This is a genomic window from Oceanobacillus indicireducens (assembly GCF_014647195.1).
GTDB classification, from domain to species: Bacteria; Bacillota; Bacilli; order Bacillales; family Amphibacillaceae; genus Oceanobacillus; species Oceanobacillus indicireducens.
The window spans coordinates 1-21,091 of the sequence record NZ_BMOS01000023.1; the positions used below are offsets into that span (position 1 = coordinate 1).

At 41.9% G+C, this 21,091-nt stretch carries 19 protein-coding genes and 2 riboswitches; of the genes, 3 read left to right on the forward strand and 16 right to left on the reverse strand.

Translation table 11 applies throughout. The features are described from left to right. Positions 1-753: 753 nt before the first annotated feature. The 11 genes from purD to IEX94_RS13930 all read right to left on the reverse strand — a co-directional run bounded on the left by purD (position 754) and on the right by IEX94_RS13930 (position 12,848). Positions 754-2,001 carry a phosphoribosylamine--glycine ligase gene (purD, locus tag IEX94_RS13880; RefSeq protein ID WP_188858342.1) on the reverse strand — a complete coding sequence of 416 codons (1,248 nt, stop codon included), beginning with the start codon at positions 1,999-2,001 and terminating at the stop codon, positions 754-756. Positions 2,002-2,030: 29 nt separating this feature from the next. Next, positions 2,031-3,563: a bifunctional phosphoribosylaminoimidazolecarboxamide formyltransferase/IMP cyclohydrolase gene (gene purH / locus IEX94_RS13885; RefSeq protein ID WP_188858344.1), complete on the reverse strand. Its 1,533-nt coding sequence runs from the start codon at positions 3,561-3,563 to the stop codon at positions 2,031-2,033. Between the two features lie 10 nt (positions 3,564-3,573). Further along, positions 3,574-4,131: a phosphoribosylglycinamide formyltransferase gene (gene purN / locus IEX94_RS13890; RefSeq protein ID WP_188858442.1), complete on the reverse strand. Its 558-nt coding sequence runs from the start codon at positions 4,129-4,131 to the stop codon at positions 3,574-3,576. A gap of 2 nt (positions 4,132-4,133) precedes the next feature. After that, positions 4,134-5,153 (reverse strand): phosphoribosylformylglycinamidine cyclo-ligase, encoded by a 1,020-nt coding sequence (gene purM / locus IEX94_RS13895; RefSeq protein WP_188858347.1) that lies wholly within the window; start codon positions 5,151-5,153, stop codon positions 4,134-4,136. Positions 5,154-5,176: 23 nt separating this feature from the next. After that, a complete protein-coding gene (gene purF / locus IEX94_RS13900) occupies positions 5,177-6,544 on the reverse strand; it encodes an amidophosphoribosyltransferase (RefSeq protein ID WP_188858349.1) in 1,368 nt (455 codons plus the stop codon). A 20-nt stretch (positions 6,545-6,564) separates the two neighbouring features. Next, a complete protein-coding gene (purL, locus tag IEX94_RS13905; RefSeq protein ID WP_188858351.1) occupies positions 6,565-8,781 on the reverse strand; it encodes a phosphoribosylformylglycinamidine synthase subunit PurL in 2,217 nt (738 codons plus the stop codon). A gap of 29 nt (positions 8,782-8,810) precedes the next feature. After that, on the reverse strand, positions 8,811-9,938 hold the full coding sequence (gene purK / locus IEX94_RS13910) for a 5-(carboxyamino)imidazole ribonucleotide synthase (protein WP_188858354.1): 1,128 nt from the start codon (positions 9,936-9,938) through the stop codon (positions 8,811-8,813). Further along, a complete protein-coding gene (gene purE / locus IEX94_RS13915) occupies positions 9,925-10,416 on the reverse strand; it encodes a 5-(carboxyamino)imidazole ribonucleotide mutase (RefSeq protein WP_188858357.1) in 492 nt (163 codons plus the stop codon). Before purE ends, purK begins: the two co-directional genes overlap by 14 nt. A 103-nt stretch (positions 10,417-10,519) precedes the next feature. Then, positions 10,520-10,622, reverse strand: a riboswitch (purine riboswitch). A 585-nt stretch (positions 10,623-11,207) separates the two neighbouring features. Next, entirely contained in the window at positions 11,208-11,801 is a 594-nt protein-coding gene (locus IEX94_RS13920; RefSeq protein WP_188858359.1) for a DUF2179 domain-containing protein, read from the reverse strand. A 33-nt stretch (positions 11,802-11,834) separates the two neighbouring features. Further along, the gene (locus tag IEX94_RS13925) at positions 11,835-12,119 is read right to left on the reverse strand and encodes a DUF3219 family protein (RefSeq protein WP_188858361.1); all 285 of its coding nucleotides are present in this window, start codon (positions 12,117-12,119) and stop codon (positions 11,835-11,837) included. An 18-nt stretch (positions 12,120-12,137) separates the two neighbouring features. Next, positions 12,138-12,848, reverse strand: a complete 711-nt coding sequence (locus tag IEX94_RS13930) for an MOSC domain-containing protein (RefSeq protein ID WP_188858363.1) — start codon at positions 12,846-12,848, stop codon at positions 12,138-12,140. An 87-nt stretch (positions 12,849-12,935) separates the two neighbouring features. Here IEX94_RS13930 and msrA point away from each other — a divergent pair, with 87 nt between their 5' ends. Further along, the gene (gene msrA, locus IEX94_RS13935) at positions 12,936-13,472 is read left to right on the forward strand and encodes a peptide-methionine (S)-S-oxide reductase MsrA (protein ID WP_188858365.1); all 537 of its coding nucleotides are present in this window, start codon (positions 12,936-12,938) and stop codon (positions 13,470-13,472) included. 27 nt (positions 13,473-13,499) lie between these two features. Here the strand turns inward: msrA and IEX94_RS13940 are convergent, their stop codons facing one another. The 4 genes from IEX94_RS13940 to IEX94_RS13955 form a co-directional block, all read right to left on the reverse strand. Next, positions 13,500-14,228 carry a gamma-glutamyl-gamma-aminobutyrate hydrolase family protein gene (locus IEX94_RS13940; RefSeq protein ID WP_229782729.1) on the reverse strand — a complete coding sequence of 243 codons (729 nt, stop codon included), beginning with the start codon at positions 14,226-14,228 and terminating at the stop codon, positions 13,500-13,502. Positions 14,229-14,538: 310 nt separating this feature from the next. Then, positions 14,539-15,843, reverse strand: coding sequence for an NCS2 family permease (locus IEX94_RS13945; RefSeq protein WP_188858370.1), 1,305 nt, complete (start codon positions 15,841-15,843; stop codon positions 14,539-14,541). Between the two features lie 162 nt (positions 15,844-16,005). Continuing rightward, a riboswitch (purine riboswitch) is annotated at positions 16,006-16,106 on the reverse strand. 150 nt (positions 16,107-16,256) lie between these two features. Beyond that, a complete protein-coding gene (locus tag IEX94_RS13950; RefSeq protein ID WP_188858372.1) occupies positions 16,257-17,195 on the reverse strand; it encodes a glycine betaine ABC transporter substrate-binding protein in 939 nt (312 codons plus the stop codon). Between the two features lie 204 nt (positions 17,196-17,399). Next, on the reverse strand, positions 17,400-18,194 hold the full coding sequence (locus IEX94_RS13955) for an ABC transporter ATP-binding protein (RefSeq protein ID WP_188858374.1): 795 nt from the start codon (positions 18,192-18,194) through the stop codon (positions 17,400-17,402). Positions 18,195-18,623: 429 nt separating this feature from the next. Here IEX94_RS13955 and IEX94_RS13960 point away from each other — a divergent pair, with 429 nt between their 5' ends. Next, a complete protein-coding gene (locus tag IEX94_RS13960; RefSeq protein ID WP_188858376.1) occupies positions 18,624-19,523 on the forward strand; it encodes a fumarylacetoacetate hydrolase family protein in 900 nt (299 codons plus the stop codon). Continuing rightward, positions 19,523-20,218 carry an HAD family hydrolase gene (locus tag IEX94_RS13965; RefSeq protein WP_229782733.1) on the forward strand — a complete coding sequence of 232 codons (696 nt, stop codon included), beginning with the start codon at positions 19,523-19,525 and terminating at the stop codon, positions 20,216-20,218. Before IEX94_RS13960 ends, IEX94_RS13965 begins: the two co-directional genes overlap by 1 nt. Before the next feature lie 245 nt (positions 20,219-20,463). Here IEX94_RS13965 and IEX94_RS13970 read toward each other — a convergent pair whose 3' ends face one another. After that, positions 20,464-21,072 carry a TetR/AcrR family transcriptional regulator gene (locus IEX94_RS13970; RefSeq protein WP_188858378.1) on the reverse strand — a complete coding sequence of 203 codons (609 nt, stop codon included), beginning with the start codon at positions 21,070-21,072 and terminating at the stop codon, positions 20,464-20,466. Positions 21,073-21,091 lie beyond the last annotated feature (19 nt).

The window sequence follows — 21,091 nt, forward strand, 5'->3', positions numbered from 1 at the left end:
CTTAAAGAATAATCTTTACTGCCTACCAAATGGTATGAAACTGACCTGATCGAACGAAACCGGGCGTTCCATACCATCTTAATCGTAACTGGGACACTTGCTCTGACCCCTAAACAGGAAATTCCATAACTGGTTTCACAACCCCTTATTGTTGGTATAATACCTTTCCCAACAATAAGGGGTTTGAAACCAGTTATGGAATTTCCTGTTTAGGGGTCAGAGCAAGTGTCCCAGTTATGATTAAGATGGTATCAAACGATTGGTTTCGTTCGATCAGCTCGGCTTCATACCATTTGGTACGCAGTAAAATTATTCTTTAACATTGCTGGCGATTTTAAAGAATAATTTTACTGCGTACCAAATGGTATGAAGCCGACCTGATCGAACGAAACCAATCGTTTCATACCATCTTAATCATAACTGGGACACTTGCTCTGACCCCTAAACAGGAAATTCCATAACTGGTTTCAAAACCCCTTATTGTTGGTAAAGGTATTATACCAACAATAAGGGGTGATTATGTTGACTAAAAGTAAGTTTTTAGAAGCTGTGGAATTAAGTCGGATAATTTTTTATGATTACAGCTTTATGTGTGAATCCCGAATCAAAAGTAGCTACTTCACAAGGGAAGGCAGAAATAAATTCACTTTTGTTACCCTCATGCTGTTTATGCTTAACTTTGTCATCGTTTAACTGTAATTATTTATAGCTTAACTTGATGACATTGGGGTCAGTGCCCTTGTCCCAGTTCTTTTATAGTTTACCAATATCCGTACGATAGAAAAAGTCGTTTGAACTTTTTAGTTCACCCATTGATTCATAAACGAGTTTCGCTGCATTCTCTCTCGTATCAGCAACAGCTCCAACGAGAAGCACACGCCCACCATCCGAAACGAGTCTGTTATTTTCAAGCACGGTCCCGGCATGTACTGTAAATGGATTAGGCCCTTCCGGCAAGGCTGGCAGCACGATACCTTTCGTGTAAGCCCCCGGATAGCCAACCGACGCAACGACAACGCCGAGACAAGCCTTGTCTTCCCAGACAAGCTTCGGATCCGCGCCATCAATCACATCAATAAACACTTGGTATAAATCATTTTTCAATAACGGCAGGACAACCTGTGTTTCCGGGTCACCGAATCTCGTATTGAATTCAATGACTTTCGGTCCTTCTTTCGTCATAATCAGTCCAGCATAAAGGATTCCTGTGAACGGACGACCTTCCGCAATCATCCCTTTTGCCGTCCGAAGTAAAATATGCTCCATCGCAAAGTCCAGATCTTTCTCCGTCACATCGTCAGCAGGAGCAAAAGCACCCATGCCGCCGGTATTCGGTCCCGCATCTCCGTCAAACGCACGCTTATGGTCGCGTGCGGTCACCATCGGGAACACCTTATCTTCTTTTACGAAAGCCATGAGAGAAAATTCTTTCCCATCAAGGAACTCTTCAATAACGACAGTCGCACCAGCTTCAGCGAAGGCTTTCGATACAAGCATTTCATCAACAGCTGCTAGTGCTTCTTCTTCCGTTAGTGCAACAATAACTCCTTTTCCAGCAGCGAGACCATCTGCTTTCACAACAATTGGAGCACCTTTTTCCTTAATATATGCTTTCGCCTGGTTCGCATCATTAAAAACAGCATAATCGGCAGTCGGCACATCATATTTCTTCATAAATTCTTTTGCAAAACTTTTACTGCCTTCTAATAGAGCTGCCGCCTTTGTCGGAGCAAAGATCTTTAAGCCTGCTTCCTGAAAGGCATCAGCGATCCCTGCATTCAACGGACTTTCCGGGCCGACGACAGTTAGATCACATTTCTTTTCTTTTGCAAATGCTACAAGTCCGGCAATATCCATCTCATCAATGGCTACACATTCAGCCGTTCCCGCCATACCTGCATTTCCTGGTGCTGCATAAATGGTTGTAACCTGCTCGCTTTCCTTTAGCTTTGTAACAATACTATGTTCACGGCCACCACGGCCAACAACTAATACGTTCATCGCTATTCTCCTCTATTTCCCGATTTCAATTAATGTTTGAAATGACGCATATTTGTATAAACCATAGCAATCCCGTGCTCATCACAGACATCAATCGAATCCTGGTCACGTTTCGAGCCGCCTGGTTGAATGATTGCTATGATCCCTGCTTTAATTGCATTCTCCACTGTGTCCGGCATCGGGAAAAATGCGTCAGACGCCAGCACTGATCCGTTCGCTTTCTCTCCTGCTTGTTCAATTGCAATTTTAGCGGAGCCGACCCGGTTCATCTGGCCTGCTCCAATTCCAATTGTCTGGTTATCCTTCGCGAGCACAATCGCATTCGACTTTACATGTTTCACTGCCTTCCAAGCAAATAGCAAATCAGCAATCTCTTGTTCTGTCGGTTGCTTCTTCGTTACAACTTGGAGATCGTCTGCTGTAACTTGTCCAGCATCTTGGTGCTGAATAAGCACACCGCCGCCAACAGTTGTCAGTTTGTGGTTCACTTCTTTGTTCTCTGACATATCTACTTCAAGTAAGCGAATGTTTTTCTTTTCTGTCAGAATATCCAGTGCTTCTTTTGAAAAACTTGGTGCTACAATGATTTCAAGGAATATTTCACGTAAACTTTCCGCTGTTGCTTGATCGACTTCGCGGTTAAGTGCAACAATTCCACCGAAAATTGAAATCGGATCCGCATCATACGCTAGTTTATATGCATCATGCAGGTTAGCAGCAACGCCAATTCCGCACGGGTTCATATGCTTTACCGCCACAGCTGCTGCATCTTCATACTCACCGACAATCTCAAGCGCCGCATTTGCATCCTGAATATTGTTATAAGATAGCTCTTTTCCGTGTAACTGTTTCGCTCCAGCTAAACTAATTCCAGTTGCTAGTGGTGCACGGTAAAAGGCTGCTTTCTGATGCGGGTTCTCCCCGTAACGCAAGTCCTGGACTTTTTCATATGTAACTGTATAGGTTTCTGGGAATTCTTCTTTGGTCTCTCCTGCGAAATAACCTGCAATCATTGCATCATAATTTGCCGTATGGCGGAACACTTTTGCCGCTAATTGCTGGCGCAGTTCAATTGGTGCATCATCTTCCTGCAAAGCATCAAGCACCCGCGGATAATCTTCCGGGTCCACAACCACAAGCACGTCCTCAAAGTTCTTTGCAGCAGAACGAAGCATTGTCGGGCCACCAATATCAATGTTCTCGATAATTTCTTCCTTTGATACATTTTGCTTTTGTAATGTTTCTTTGAATGGATAAAGATTGACAACAACGATATCAATCGGCTCAATCTCATTTTCTTCCATTTCTTTCCTATGACCAGCGTTGGAGCGTATCCCAAGTAGTCCGCCATGAACTTTCGGATGTAATGTCTTCACACGGCCATCCATAATTTCAGGAAATCCTGTCACTTCATCAATCGCAATCGCTTTAACTCCTGCACTTTCTATCGCTTGTAACGTGCCTCCAGTTGAAATGATTTCAACTCCAAGTCCCTCAAGATTCTTGGCAAACTCTGTAATATTCGTTTTATCGGAAACGCTGATTAACGCTCTTTTCCCCATGAAAAATCCCTCACTTTTGTATTAGCTCTCTAATTACTTGCGGATACAAACGGTGTTCCACTGCTTGGATCCGTTTTTGTAACGTTTCTTTCGTATCATTTGCTAAAATCGGAACAGCAACTTGCTCAATAATCGGCCCCGTATCCATTCCTTCATCGATGAAATGGACGGTAACACCCGTCTCCTCGACTCCAGCTTCAAAAGCTTGACCGATTGCATCTTTCCCCGGGAAGGCAGGTAAGTACGATGGATGGATGTTGACAATTTTCCCTTCGTAGGCTTCAAGCAGTGTCGGACCAATCAGACGCATATAACCCGCAAGGAAAATCCATTCGATTCCTTTCTTTCTCAGCTGTTCCGCTATTTCCGATTCATACGCTTCCTTGCTTTCATAATTCTTCGCAGAGAAGACAAATGTTTCAATACCATGCTGCTTCGCTTTATCTAAAACCCCAGCTTGCTGCTGATCACAGACGAGGAGAACAATTTCACATGGGAGATTGTCTGCATCCAGCATAGCCTGGAAATTGCTTCCCTTACCAGATGCGAATACAGCTACTTTCACCATACTCATGAAGAAAACTGAACTCCTTCTTCACCAGTTACTTTACCGATAATGGAAGCCTCTTCCCCAGCTTCTTGTAGGATTGCAACCGCAGCTTCTGCATCTTTTTCTTCCACAACAAGCACCATTCCAATACCCATATTAAATACACCGTACATTTCTTTCTCTGGAATGACACCTCTTTGCTCTAAGAATGGGAAGATCTCTGGGATGTTCCAGCTGCCCTGTTTTACATTGACTCCTAAACCGGCTGGTAACATTCGTGGCAAGTTTTCATAAAATCCTCCACCAGTAATATGAGAAATCCCTTTAACCGTGAGTTTTTCCAGTACATTTGCAACTGGCTTTGCGTAAATCTTCGTTGGTGTTAAAAGTACTTCGCCCAATGGTTTCGAAAGACCTTTATAGGTTTGATTAAAATCAAGATCAGCGACGATTTTCCGCACTAACGAATAACCGTTGGAGTGAATTCCGCTGGACGTGAGCCCGATGAGAACGTCTCCTTCAGCAATCTGTTCACCGGTAACAAGCTTCGACTTTTCCACAATTCCGACAACAAAGCCTGCAAGATCGTATTCCTCGTCGTTATACATCCCCGGCATTTCCGCTGTTTCCCCACCAATCAATGCAGCACCAGCATCTACACAACCGGTCGCGACACCAGCTACAATCTGCTCGATTTTTTCCGGATTATTCTTTCCACACGCAATATAATCGAGGAAAAATAATGGCTCTGCACCTTGAGCAATGATATCGTTCGCACACATCGCAACAAGGTCAATCCCTACCGTGTCATGCTTATCCATTTCGAAGGCAAGCTTTAGTTTCGTTCCGACACCATCTGTCCCGGAAACCATGACCGGTTCTTTAAATGAAAACTTCGATAGATCAAATAATCCTGCGAATGCACCGATTCCGCCGAGCACTTCCGGGCGTGTTGTTTTCTTAATATGCTTCTTCATCCGTTCTACCGCTTCATAGCCCGCTTCAACATCAACGCCTGCTTTCTTATATACATCTGACATGATTACACTTCCTTATTCATTATTTAAAAAGGATCTTCTCTTTTGTCTAAAATTGGCACCGGATATTCCCCGGTCATACAAGCATGGCAAATCCCTTGATGAATCGACTTTTCCCGAACGATTGCTTGTTTCATTCCTTCTACGGAAAGATACTCGATACTGTCTGCTCCGATCAGCTCAGCTATTTCCTCAAGCGAGTTGTTCGCCGCAATCAATTCTTCCCTCGTTGACATATCAATTCCGTAATAACAAGGATTCTGAATCGCGGGTGAAGCAATACGCACATGCACTTCTTTTGCTCCCGCTTCTTTTAACAGCCTTACGATATGTTTAGAGGTCGTCCCCCGTACAATTGAATCATCAATCATGACAACCCTTTTCCCATCGACAATCCCACGCACCGGTGAAAGCTTCAACTTTACCCCTTGCTCTCTTAGTTCCTGGGATGGTTGAATAAATGTCCGACCGATGTAACGATTTTTTATAATACCCATTTCATATGGTAAACCGATTTGCTCTGCGTACCCAATCGCCGCCGAAATACTTGAATCCGGAACCCCGGTCACGACATCAGCTTCCACTGGTGCTTCTTTCGCCAACTCCATCCCCATCCGTTTTCTTGAGGCATGAACATTTACCTGATTTAAATCACTGTCCGGTCTGGAAAAATAAACATATTCCATCGCACAGAGACGGCGCTGTTCCCGCATGGCAAATCTTACAGACTTCAATCCTTCGTCACTAATAACAAGCAACTCACCAGGCAAAACTTCTCGTTCAAAGGTTGCTCCAACGATATCAAAAGCACTCGTTTCCGAGGCAACAACATACGCTTCCCCGAGTCTCCCGATCGAAAGGGGACGGATACCGTGGGGATCATTCACGACATACATATGCGCTTGATCCATAATTAAAAATGTATAAGCACCTTTAAGTTGCTGAAGAGCTTCTATTATCGCTGTTTCGTTCGACTTTTTCTTGCTGCGTTTAATCAAGTGGGCGAGGAGCTCCGAATCTGTCGCACTCTGTAAAATACTGCCGTTATCCTCCAATTCTTCACGCAGTTTTTCACCATTGACGATATTGCCACTGTCGGCAATGGCTATACTCGTTGATCTTGAATGAAAGACGAGTGGCTCGACACTATCCACCGCCCGATTTTTATCCCCATGCTTCGAATAGCGGATATGGGCGATTGCTGCTTTACCTGTAAACTCCTGAAAATCGGCATGTTTAAATACATCATTGACAAGTCCTAATCCTTTATGGAGCTTCAATTCTTCTCCATCATTGACAACAACGCCGGCCCCTTCTTGTCCACGATGCTGCTGAGCGTGCAGCCCATAATAGGAGAGCGCAGCAGCATGGGTATGTCCCCAAATTCCAAACATAAGGCATTCCTCTTTTAGCTTTAAGATTTCAATAACGCCGGGATTGCTTCTTTCCAGAGCGTATTGAGTTGGTCTACATTTTCCTTAATGATTGCTTGGCCACTTACTTGGATTTCGTATGTTCCATCTGTTGTCACCGTGCCGATTTCGGTTGCGTCACGAACGATTTCTTCAAATTTCGCTTTGTTTTCTTTTTTAACAGAAAGAATAAAGCGCGACTGGGTTTCACTGAATAATGCAGTTGTCGCGTCCCCTTCCAGCGTAACTGCCACTCCTAAACCTTTCTCATTAAATGCGGATTCAGCAAGGGCAACGGCAAAACCACCTTCTGAAATATCATGAGCCGATGCTACGACTCCTGCCCGGATCGCCTCTAAGATCTGTTTCTGTCTTGCTGTTTCTGTCTCTAAGTTTATTTTAGGAGCTTTACCTGCGTACTTTCCTTCTAAAACGTTCTGCAGTTCACTTCCCCCGAACTCTGCTTCTGTTTCGCCGATGAGATAAATCGCATCTCCTGCTGCTTGGAACGTGTTCGGTGTTAAATATTTCGTATCTTCCAGTAAACCAACCATTCCGATAATTGGTGTCGGCATGATCGCTTCACCTTTCGACTCATTGTAAAGCGATACATTCCCGCTGATTACCGGTGTCTCAAGTGCTAGACAAGCTTCACGAATCCCGTCGATACTCTGTTCCATTTGCCAGAAGTTCTCAGGCTTTGTCGGGTCTCCGTAGTTTAATCCATCCGTAATTGCAAGTGGCTTCGCACCAGTACAAACAATGTTCCTGCTTGCTTCAGCGACCGCAATTTGTCCGCCCACATTCGGATCTAAATAGAGATAACGAGAATTACAATCCGTTGTAATCGCAATTGCTTTATCCGTTCCATCAATCTTTACGACTGCTGCATCATGACCAGGTCCAGCAATGGTGTTTCCTTGCGCTTCTGAATCATATTGTTTATACGCCCATTCCTTACTAGCAATTGTCGGCTGCTGTAATAAGGTCCGGAGCATTTCACTATGGTTCAAGTCAGCAGGGATTGTAACTTCCTGTGCTTGTAATGCGCGATAATTATCCGGTTCTTTAGAAGGCATCTCATACACAGGTGCATCATCTGTCAGAGCTGCAACTGGGATTTCCGCATAGATTTCACCTTGATGTTTAGTTCGGAAAACTTCTTCTTCAAGTACCTCACCGATTGCTACCGCTTCAACACCATGCTTCTCGAAAATGGCTATGATTTCATGCTCCCGACCTTTTTCTACAACTAGCAGCATGCGCTCTTGGGATTCAGATAACATCATTTCGTATGCGTTCATATTTTCTTCCCGCTGCGGGACATGGTCAAGAACAAGTTCTATCCCAGTTCCCGCCTTACTCGCCATTTCACTTGCTGAAGATGTAAGGCCTGCCGCTCCCATATCTTGGATTCCAACGAGTGCATCCGAATGAATGACTTCAAGACAAGCTTCAATCAGTTTCTTACCCATATGCGGGTCACCAATCGCAACAGCTGACTTATGATCTTCTTCTGCTTCCACAATATCGGAGGAGAATGTAGCACCATGGATTCCGTCTCTTCCAGTCTTCCCACCAGCATAAATGACTGTATTACCGACACCAGATGCTACCCCTTTTTGCACGTCTTGATGATTAACGAGCCCCACGACCATCGCATTGACAAGCGGATTCGCTTCATAGCTTTCATCAAATTGAACTTCCCCGCCAACTGTGGGAACTCCAATCGTATTTCCGTAATTCGCAATACCGCGAACTGCTTCGGTGAATAACCATTTCGTCCGGTCTTGATCCAACTTTCCAAAACGAAGGGAATTGAGTGCAGCGATCGGCTTGGCTCCCATCGAAAATACGTCACGTAATATCCCGCCGACTCCTGTAGCCGAACCCTCGAATGGTTCAATGTAAGACGGGCTGTTATGGCTTTCGATCTTAAAGACAACCGCCTGCTCGTCACCAATATCAACAACACCAGCACCTTCACCAGGCCCTTGGAGAACATGTTCGCCTTTTGTCGGGAATTTTTTTAATAATGGTGTCGATGTTTTGTAACTACAATGCTCTGACCACATAACGGAAAAAATTCCAGTTTCCGTATAATTCGGGAGTCGCTGCATTTTTTCTTTTACGAGTTGGAACTCCTCATCCGTTAATCCCATTTCCCGATAGATTTTTTCCGTTTCAATTTGCTCGTTTGTCATTGAATTATTGCTCATTCCTTTTCCCCTCCGTGTTTGGAAATTTGCTACTTGCCGTTTTCATAAGCCGCAACTTGGCGCAATACTGCTTGCTCGTCCTTGTCGACAAAAGTGATATGACCCATCTTCCGCTTTTCTTTCACACTAGCTTTACCATATAAATGGCTGTGCCCCAACGAACTCCCTTGCATATGTTCGAGCAATCCTTCGACATGTTCACCGAGCACGTTCACCATCACTGCCGGCTGTAATAATTCGATTTCCTTTAATGGAAGCCCGCAAATAGCGAGGACATGTTGATCGAACTGTGATATGTTACATGCTTCAATGCTGTAATGACCAGAATTGTGCGGTCGGGGTGCCATTTCATTTAAGTAAATGTCATCTCCACTTACAAATATCTCAATCGCAAAGGTTCCGACAATTCCCATCTTCTCCCCGAGTAATTTCGCCGCATGGTACGCTTTCTCTTGGACTGATTTACTGACAGCAGCCGGGACGGTTGTTTTATATAAAATATGGTCGCGATGCTCATTCTCAGAAATCGGGAAATACTCAATCTCACCTGTTGCAGTCCTTGAAAACACGACGGAAATTTCTTTATCAAAAGGAACCCATTCTTCAATGATGCAGTGCTTCTGTTCTTCCGCAAATCGGATTGCTTCTTCTTTATCCGCTTCTGTCTCGATCTTCAGCTGGCCTTTTCCGTCATAACCACCGCTGCATGTTTTAATAACAACAGGTAGTTTCACTGTTTCTAATGCAGCTTTTGCTTCTGCTCCATTTCTTACAATGGAAAAGTCCGGTACTGGGAGACCGAGGTCTTTGATCGTTGTCTTTTCTTTCTCTCTGTTTTGCGTGACTTCAAGCGCGAGGGAACCTTGGGGTAATTTACCAAGGGATTCAATATACGTCGCCGCTTCCAAATCAACATTTTCAAATTCATACGTAATGACATCACTGATTTTTGTCAGTTCTTTGATGGCATTCATGTCATCGTACGCTGCTGTAATTTGTGTGTCCGCCACTTGGGCTGTCGGACAATATGGTGTCGGGTCCAAGACAGCGATTTTATACCCCATGTATCTCGCTGCGATTGCCATCATCCGACCAAGTTGTCCGCCGCCAATAATCCCAATCGTTTTCGGTGGTAGAATCACTTTATTTGTCTGCAAGAGCTTCCCTCATTTCTGCTACTTTTTCTTTCATTCCATTTCGATAATCTACTAATCTATTCGCTGTTCCTTCATCATAAGTACCGATAATCTGAGCGGCTAAAATTCCTGCATTCGTCGCTCCGGCTTTTCCAATAGCTACAGTCGCAGTCGGTACGCCACCAGGCATTTGCACAATCGATAGTAAGGAATCAAGTCCGTTCAGCGCTCTCGCCTGGACTGGTACGCCGATAACCGGAAGATTGGTTTGCGAGGCTACCATTCCTGGTAAGTGTGCCGCTCCCCCCGCACCAGCGATAATTACTTTTAGTCCGCGCTTCCGGGCATTTTTCGCATATTCAAACATGTCATCCGGTGTACGGTGTGCAGAAACTACTTCTTTTTCATACGGAATTTCTAATTCTTCAAGTGCCTTGCACGTATGTTCCATCGTTTCCCAATCAGAGATACTTCCCATGATTACACCTACTAAAGCCATGAAAATCCCTACTTTCCATTAAGATTAAAAAAGTCTATCTAATTCTCCACATATAAGAGAAGATGATAGACTACGAGTAGATAACATTCATCATTATTTTGCATAATGACCCATCTCCCCTCATAGTCCTTAGATTTACGGTCAAGGGTAGAAACTTCGGAGCCATATTCTCCATGAAATATATGAGGTGTTTTATTCACTTTTTCTGCGTTAAGCATATCAAAACAAGGAAGGAAAATCAACAAAAATCGAACGATAAAATAACTTCACCTATTAACGTTCGGATTTCACTCTTTTTCTGGGACATGGGGTCAGAGCATTTGTCCCACTTTAGTGGTTTGCTCAAATTTGCTGGACTGAAAATGATGGGGGTGTGTAACTCTTATACATCGAAATTTAAAAGTGAGCGAAGGATATGGTTAAACGGCTAAACACCCTGGCTTTATTGGGAATATAACTGGACTTTATTTTCCCTTTAGCTCATTCTTCCTGCCTTAATGGGAAAATAACCGGACTTTATTTTCCCTTTAGTTCATTCTTCCTGTCTTAATGGGAAAATAACCGGACTTTACTTTCCCAATAGTCCATTCATCTTGCTTTATTGGGAATATAACCGGTCTTCACTTTCCCATTCGTCCATTCATCTTGCTTTTTAAGGAAAACAACCGAGTTTTAATCTCGCGTAAGCACATTTATAATATTCTAATGGGAAAGCAACCATAATAAAATAAAAAAATACACTTTGATATCTGCGACTCCACACATATCAAAGTGTATATAAACTAAATGCCTCAGCCTTCTTCCTCTTTCTCCTTCTCATGTTCTTCCACGAGCTCTTCATGGTGCTTCTGAATCTTACTTTTCTTCACTTGTTTCACCCAGAACCCACCGTGGATTTGCTTTGGCTCATAAGAGATGATAAATGCTTTCGGATCAATTTCCTGAATGAGTTCATATAGGGAAAGTTCATACTTTCTCGGCGTCAAGATTTGCATCGCTAAGCGGTCCCCTTCCATCCCATAAGCATACCAACTCGTAACACCGAACCCCTTTTCCCTAATTTGTTGGGTGAACTTAATGTCCGGATTGGAGGAGGTTACATTCACAACGATATATCCGAGCGCGAGCTTTTCTTCAATCATGGAACCGACAATTACACCAAGTCCAAAACCGAGCGCATAGGCAATCAGGTTCTGGATCTCATTCAAATTGTCAAGCACTAACCCTAACCCGATGACATAGATGACAATTTCGAACATACCTACTAAAGCCGCGATATAACGCTTGCCTTTTAATGTAAAAATCATCCGCACTGTAAACATTGATACATAGACGACATTGATTATAAAAATAATTGCCACCATAATTAACGCATTTTCAAGCATCGCAATCCCCCTCGAAAACATCATTCTTTCTTCTTACTTTTCAATTAGTTCCAACTTAAAATCCCCAACCGCATCTTGCACATATAAATCTGTAACGGAAGTCGAATAATTATGAATCACTGCTTGGAACTCGAGATTTCTTTCCGGCACTCGGACTAAAAAATCATTTTTATATAGTTCCGTCGTCACGTCATGATAGTCGTCACTATGAACTTTAAAGTCAAAAGCGATAAATTTCCGTATCTTTCCTTTATCTTCCCTAATTTCCTCTTTAACATTCTGCGCATCTAGTTTCAATTCATTCAGAACAACTTCCATGACTTATCCGCTCCTAACTTATTCTTTATTCGGACCAAATACACGTCGATCTATTCCTGACTCTTGACCGCGCAATCGCTTCCTCAAACGCTTGACCCAATTCTCAGCCAACAATTCACAGGAAGCTAGTTCGTCTGCGAGCCGTAAGTCATCTTTATAAAAATGCATCACTTCATTCGCAGCTTGAACAGTCCACTGTGGATAAGGGCGCTCCACTAAGTCAATTGGACTATCCGCTTTGACATTACCTTCTTCAAGTACACGGAAATACCAGCCTGTCCTTCCTGTATTCTGAATCTGGAGAGCGAGATCAAGAATCTGAAAACGGCGTGCCGGTCTCCAGCATGGCTGTCGGGGCTGTGAAACCTGAATCACCGCATCACCGACCTTGTACGTATCACCAATACATACACTGAATTCATCCATTTCCAGCACAGCAAAGTTCTCTCCCATACCTCCCATTACGAGATCTTCATGGTCATATTTCTCCTGCCAGTATGTATAATGCTTGATCGGATAGCAAAAAACAGCCTTCTCCATTCCGCCGTGATTCTTCTTATCGCCAACTTCATCGCCTATAAAACCAGTTTTATTAAGCCAGATCGGCCCTTTTGTTTCACCTTTAAAAATTCCTGTTTCCCATTGCCTTTCTAATGGATTTTCCGCATTTTCTTTACCTACCCGCTGCACTTTACCGATAAACAATTTATGTAGATGTGGCTCCTCCATTGTTTCACCTGCTTTTCCATGATATTATTAATTTTATTCTATATGAAAGAATGTTAGAAAGAAACCGAAAGACTTGGAGGTATAGATATGGCTGTAGAAAAGGCAATATTTGCAGGTGGCTGTTTCTGGTGCATGGTAAAGCCGTTTGATACATGGGAAGGCGTTCATAACGTAATCTCCGGTTATACGGGTGGCCAGGTGGAAAATCCAACCTATGAACAAGTGAAAACAGGGGAAACTGGCCATTACGAAGCAGTTGAAATCACGTTCGACCCTGAGATAATAAGCTATGATACAATTCTTGATTTATATTGGAAGCAAATCGATCCGACTGATGCTGGTGGTCAGTTCCATGATCGCGGCAGCCAATACCGGGCAGCAATTTTTCATACGACTCCAGAGCAAAAGGAGAAGGCTCAACAATCAAAGGAAAAGTTAGCAGAAAGTGGAATTTTTAAGAAACCGATTGTAACGGAAATCCTTCCAGCAACTCGTTTTTACCCGGCAGAAGAATACCATCAAGACTTCTATAAAAAAGAAAAAGAAGTATATGAGAAAGACCGGACAAAATCTGGGCGAGATGATTTTATCGAAACCCATTGGAACGTTATGACTGAAAACTAAAACAGAGGCTTGGGAAATTCAATCTTCTCAAGCCTTTTTCTTTTCTCTTTTTCCTTCTTCACACGCAGCAACAAATCCACGAAATATCTTTTTCGACACAGGATCTTTCATATGCTCCGGATGCCACTGGACTCCTAATGCAAAACGGTGAACTGTGCTTTCCACAACTTCAACAACGCCATCACGGGCTTTTCCGCTAATGATAAAATGCTTACCAGGCTTACGATTTGCCTGATGATGATAACTATTCACTCGAATCGTTTTCTCCTCGGCCAATCGATAGATCAAAGAACCCTTCATTAATTCGACTGCATGGATTGGTGCATAATTGGCAGCCTTTTGACTATGTTGGATCAGTTCACCCTTTAGCTGCCCGCAAATATCCTGATACATATCACCATCAGCCGCAAGATTCAACATTTGCGCCCCCTTACACACCCCAAATACCGGCTTATCCTTCGCTAATATTTCCCTTGTTATTTTCATTTCAAACGCATCCCGCTCTGGGATAAACGGACCAAGATTCAAATGGGGTTCTTCATTAAAGTAAATCGGATCAATATCATCTCCACCCGTTAGAAACAGTCCGTCAATCCGTTCAATCAGTTCATCGATCATATCTGAATTTGTTAAATAAGGCATCACAAGAGGAATTCCCCCCGCTTGTTCGATTGCGAGCATATTATTTTTCGTTATTTTATAATGCTTCTCATTTAATTCCATTCCCGGTACTACCCCAATTAAAGGTCTCACCATCAATCCCTCCCTACCCTATATTGTATCATCTGATACTTTTAATTATTACTTATACAAAAAAAGCCGAACCTAATAGAGGCCCGACTTTTTGCATTGCATAAAAAACGGTAAAGTGAAACTTCATTCAGCGGGGGGTTCCTCCCCTCCCAACTGAATGTTAGTTGAACAGAATCAGGGATTTACGGACTGTATTATCCCCCACCTTGACATTTTGGTTTTCCCTCTTGTTTAGAGGTGGGGGTATTACAGACGTTAATACGTGGCTAAATTCCGCGATACCTAAAATTGCCAGCACCTTCACCTTTGTTCTTTAGCTTAAGAAAATAAAATACAATATAAAGGTAACGAATAATCCGTACATGATCGGGTGGATCTCTTTCGCTTTCCCCATTACAATCATCGTAATCGGATAGAATATAAAGCCAATCGCAATTCCTGTTGCGATACTATAAGTAAGAGACATCATTAGCACGATAAAGAAGGAAGGAACGGCAACTTCGAAACGATCCCATTCAATATTCTTAAGCTGTGACGCCATCATGACCCCGACAATCACCAATGCTGGAGCTGTAACTGCACTTGTTACAATTGCAAGAAGTGGGGAGAAGAATAAGGCCAACAGGAAAAGTCCTGCTGTTACGACGGATGTAAAACCAGTTCGTCCACCCGCACCAACACCAGCAGTTGACTCCACATAAGATGTCGTTGTTGACGTACCGACAACCGCACCGACAACTGTTGCTGTTGAGTCTGCTAGTAATGCACGACCAGCCCGTGGAAGTTTATTGTCTTTCACAAGACCAGCTTGAGTTGCAACCGCAACTAATGTACCAGCTGTATCAAAGAAATCAACGAATAAAAACGTTAAAATAACAATAAGCATCTCAACAGTAAATATGTCACCAAAATTAATGAATGCTTGACCAAACGTAGGTGCTAAGCTCGGTACTGTACCAACGATATCGCCAATCCCTTGTGGAACAGGAATTAAACCAAAGATCATCCCGACAATTGCCGTCAAAATCATTCCGTAAAAAATTCCGGCTTTAACACCTCTTATTAGTAAAACAACGGCCGCAATCAGACCAAATACTGTCAGCAACACATTCGGATCCCGCAAATTTCCAAGCCCTACAAGTGTCGCTTCATTTGCAACGACAATTTCTGCACTCGATAAGCCGATAAAAGCAATATATAAGCCAATCCCTGCACCTACTGCAAGCTTCAAATTTCCAGGGATTGCATTAATGATAATTTCTCTTAAACCTGATAAAGATAAGAAGATAAAAATAACTCCGGATACAAGAACTCCGGATAGAGCAGTTTCCCAAGGTATTCCGTATTGTAAAACAACAGTATATGCGAAGAATGCGTTCAAGCCCATTCCCGGTGCAAGTGCGACAGGATATTTCCCGAGCACACCCATTGTTAGTGTACCTACTGCAGCGGCTACTGCTGTTGCTGTAAATACCGCCCCCTCAGGCATCCCCGCAGCTGAAAGTGTTGCCGGGTTAACAAAAAGAATGTATGCCATCGCTAGAAAGGTAGTCAGCCCTGCAATGGATTCTGTTTTGTAGTTTGTGCCGAGCTCTTCAAACTGAAAATACTTTTTCATTCCACTTTTCCTCCTAAAATTGGAAAATGCGTTGCGAACGGAAAAATTTGCTTCTAATTGTCCCCTTATCCTTTTAAAATTAAATATATATAAAAATAAAAAACGCTCAGATAAGGAGCGTCTACCAAAGCACAAGAGTTGAATAATGACAGCAGAAAAAAAGCTTCATTACCCATCCTGCGTAGTCAAACCGTTTACGGTGGTTTGGTAGAGACTTTGGGCCATATTCCCGAAATTATACGCAATTTCATTTAATTATAAACTTATTCTACTCTCCTCGACAATATTTGTCAATAAAACCCGAATGTTATTTAATATTTCGCAATTAACATTCGTATTTGTTGCAATTTGGAGTGAAATCAAAAAAAAGAACCAAGACATTAAATTGCCTGTCTTGGTTCTTCCACTTCCATTTAATTATTAGGATTCAAGTCCTCGATAGAATCAATGTCCATATATTCTGGTACGACTAAACCGATTTTGGCGCCGACTAAGTTTGGCCCCATGTCTACGATATCATCTTGATAAGTTTCATAGAATTCTCTGTGCGTAATTGGTAACCATGCTGCTAATGTAGCATCTGCATCGCCTGTCGCAAGGGATTCAAACACAATAGCAACATCCACTTCTGTTACACTTACGTCAAATCCTTTCTGCTCCATAGCTGCTTTTAACACTCCTGAGGATGCGCGTTCCGAGTCCCATGGTGTGGACACAAGCTCAACTTCAACACCGTCCACATCCTCGACACCTTCTGACCAAGCAGAAACTCTATCTTCATTATCTTCTACCCATTGGGCAGCGATTTGATTGATATCATCACCGGTTTCTTCCGCTTCATACATAATCTCTTCCATATCTTCCACGTTCCATTCAAACTGTTCAATCATCTTGTAAGCTTCCGGTTGTTCTTCTTCAAACCCGCGTCTGCTCATTGAATGAATACTTTCTTCTCCGCCATAAATCTCAAGCGGATCATCCAAATACTTCATATCTGGATGTGCCGCAAACATCCAATGCGGGTTCCAGCCAGTAATAACAATTGGCTCTTCATTCCGGATTGCATTATCGAGCTCCGTCATCATAGCACCAGTGGAAGATAGTTCAACATTCCATCCTTGTAAACTATCATACTCTTCTATCGCTGCCTCTGTCGTTACAGAAATTCCTGCTCCTGGTTCGATACCTATAATCGTGTAATCGACCGCCTCACTATAATCAACTTCCCCATTACTGTCTGTACTGCCACTCTCTGAATCCGTACCTTCTTCTTTGTCACCACATCCTGCAAGCAGCAATGTAATTAAAACTCCTAAAATCAAACTTACATACTTAAACTTCTTGAAATCCAAATTTACACCCCTTATGTTAGTTTCGTTTCTCCTATTTAAATTTGTTTACTTCGAGAAACAACGTATAGGTTAAAAGTTTACCCTTCCAAGCCAACATACTCAAACCGCATATTCTCCGCATATACGAAGGTTTCACGGGATGGTTTTTCTTAAAGACTGTCTCAGACGGTTTATTCATTAAATTCTGCCCTTTTACTAAATTACTCAATGTACTTTGATTTTTGGAATGGTTAACCATGGACGCTCATCATCCCAGCGAACATTGACAGGAATTTTAAATGTTTCCGATAATAAATCATCCGTAAGCACTTCTTGTTTTCGTCCAGCCGCAACAATTTCACCATCACGGACGAGCAAGACATGAGAAATTGCTTCCACTATTTCTTCAATATGATGAGTAACATAAAGTAAATGACAATTCCGCTTATTAATATCATTCATCAATCCAAGCACTTCTTCCCGCGACAATACATCAAGCCCGGAACATGGCTCGTCTAATATCAAAATCTCAGGATCAGCCATGAGGGCTCGAGCGATTAACACCCGTCTTTGTTCCCCTTGCGATAAATCTTGATAATGTTTTCCGCTAACGTAGCGTAAACGTAAAGTCGATAGTAACTCATCCGCTTTTTCCCAGTCCTCTTGCTGCACTTCTTCATATAAACCGATGGAAGCAAATTTTCCGCTTACGACAATATTTTCGACTTTTTCCCGGTTCAAGCTCTGGGAAAATTGTCCAAGGGAATTACTGACATAACCGATTCGCTTCCTTAAATCTGGGATATTCGTTTTACCAAATTCATTTCCAAGAACGGAAACCCTGCCCGCTGTCGGATAATTATATCCTGTTACTATATTTAATATCGAGGTTTTTCCCGATCCATTCAACCCTAAAATGCACCAATGTTCCCCCGATTTCACTTCCCAATTGATATTTTTCAAAATCTCTTGCCTGTTCCTCCTCCAGATTACGTCTTGCAAATGGATAATGCTTTCCATTCCTGATCCCCTCCTCTATTCCGGTAATTTTAATATAATACTCCACATTGTAGGATATTTCTGAAAACAACTCAATAAATATGATGAGCCTAAGCAAGTGTCTAAAAAGTTATAAATTCAACTTTTGCAGCTGAAACAGTAAACTATCCCCTGGTATAATTAGTGAAACCAGCAATTCATTATAGTTATGGACACGATTCCAAGACTTCAATTGAGTGATTAGAGGGTTCTAATGAAATGATTGATAGTCAGTGGGAATCAATCGTATAAAATTTGTAAATGAGTTGAGAGTCTATCATTAAATCATGGCTCACAACTCATTTTTTCTGGATAATTCATTATAACCTCTTAAATCCTCACTAAAAATGATACCATATAATTAAGATTGTTTTACAAATACCAAAATAAAAACAAGGGGGAAGTATAACAATGAAACTAGGTCATGTAATTAAAAACAACAAACGATTGCTCAGTCTTAAAACAGAAGATGGGCTTTATAATTTAAGTGAAGCGGCTACACAAAATAACTTGCCACTCCCACAAACGATCGATGAATTAATTCGTTCCGGCAAAGAAGGAGAAGAACAACTATCCCATGTCATTGCCGCTCTTGAAGCAAGTAAACAATCTTATTCTTTACATGAAAATGATGTTTCCTTCGACTCTGTTGTTCTCCACCCTGAAAAAATCTTATGTGTCGGATTAAACTACATCCCTCACGCTGAAGAAGCAGATATGGCGATACCAGAATCTCCTGTACTCTTCAGTAAATTTAATAATGCATTAACTGGGCACAAGCAAACGATTCCCTTACCTAGGTCCGCTAAAAAATATGACTATGAAGCAGAGCTTGTTATTGTGATTGGGAAAGAAGCCCGTAACGTTGCTGAAGATGAGGCCCTGTCTTATGTTTATGGATATAGTGTTGGAAATGATGTATCTGCACGGGATCTGCAAATGAAGACTGGTCAATGGCTGCTCGGGAAAACACTTGATGGATTTGCTCCAATTGGACCGTACCTCGTTACAAGTGATGCGATTGATCCAGCAAACCTGAATATTGAGTGTAAGATTAATGGCGAGGTTAGGCAATCCAGCAACACGAAACACATGATTTTCAATTGTGCAACGCTTATTAGTTATATTTCCCAATATATGACATTAAAGCCAGGGGATGTGATCTTCTCCGGTACTCCGGAAGGCGTTATTTTAGGATATACACCAGAAAATCAAACATGGCTGCAAGCTGGAGATGAAATGGAAGTAACGATTGAAAACATTGGAAGATTAACAAATAAACTTGTCGAGAATGAAAGGAGAGAATTCTAATCTATACATTAGCTTTTGATTTAGACGACACGCTCTATGACCGGGCACAACCCCTCAAGAAAGCCTTTCGAGAATTTATCCAAGAAGACCGAATCGATTTTTGGAAGTTCCATGAGATATTTCAGATTAATGGTGAGATAGCTTTCGTTAAGGAGAAGAATCAAATTTGGACGTTAGAACAATCACATATTTTCCGGATCAAAGAAACACTTAAACAATTAGGTGTAGAGATTAACGATGAACAAGCTATTATGTTTCAAAAAACATATGAACAGTACCAACAAGAAATCGAAGTCTATCCACTAATTATCGAAATTTTGGATTTTCTAATGAAGAAAGAAGTTTTAAGTATCATCATAACGAATGGACCCAAATTCCATCAGCGTAAAAAAATAAGAAATCTTGGTTTGGAAAAGTATTTTTCACCAGAAAAGATTTTCGTCTCCGGGGAGGAAGGCATTGCTAAACCAGACAAAGGAATCTTTGAACTAGCGGAAAATAGATTCCAACTTAATAAAGCAACAACTTGGTATATTGGAGACAGTTATTCGAACGATATTATTGGTGCTCGAGAAGCAGGCTGGAATTCCATTTGGTTTAACCCAAGAAATGAAAAATGTGAGAAAAATATCGCAACGAGCACGGTCTCTTCTACCTCAGAGCTTTTCGTTTGGATTAAACGAATGTTTGACTAAAAGACTTAACGATATAAGTCCAATGGTTGACGGACATAAAAATAATCCCTCATGCACTTTAGCTGATAATTGAGGGATTATTCACCTAAGCTAGCTAGCCCCTCTTGACGGGGTTCAGTTGATTGTTACCGTAAACGTAACAGCATCTGCGGTCTTCTTTATCATATGTCTTTCTATAAAACAGCATGAATATTAACCGTTCAAAAAATTAAATACCACCCTATAATAACTTTTCCCTTCCACTTTTATTTCTCCGTTTTCAATCCCAACACATAAGCAGGCCCTTTCGTCACAACATCAACAACGATTGCTGCAATTTCTTCAGGACTTTCTCTTTCTTCTGAAACAATCCACCAAGTGATAACTCCTAAAATAGCGGAAACGATTAACTGTATCATAACATCCACATGTTTATTCGATGGAATGCCAGAAAACATCTCCCCTAATTGAGGAAGGAATTTTGTTTGTACTAATCCTATGAAATAATCTTTAATCAATCCTTCACAGTTTGATTGGATCATAACTTGGAAAAACCGGTCGTTGTTCTCCACACTTTTTAAAATATCCATAACAATAGAACGAAATGCTTCCGTATAAACAACACCTTTTCTAATATGCCTGATTGGTGAAAGGTGCTTGAGCATAATCTCATCCAAATTATCCTTCACACATTCTTCAAGTAGCTCGTATTTATCAGCGTAGTGTAAATAAAAAGTGACGCGGTTAATCATTGCTTCATCCGCTAGTTCTTGAATAGTAATCGCTTGGAAGTTCTTTTCTTCCATTAATGTTATGAGCGCTTGATTCAATGATTTTCTCGTTCGCTGTATTCGTAGATCTTGCCTTTTAGTCATGATTTTCACACCTTTATTA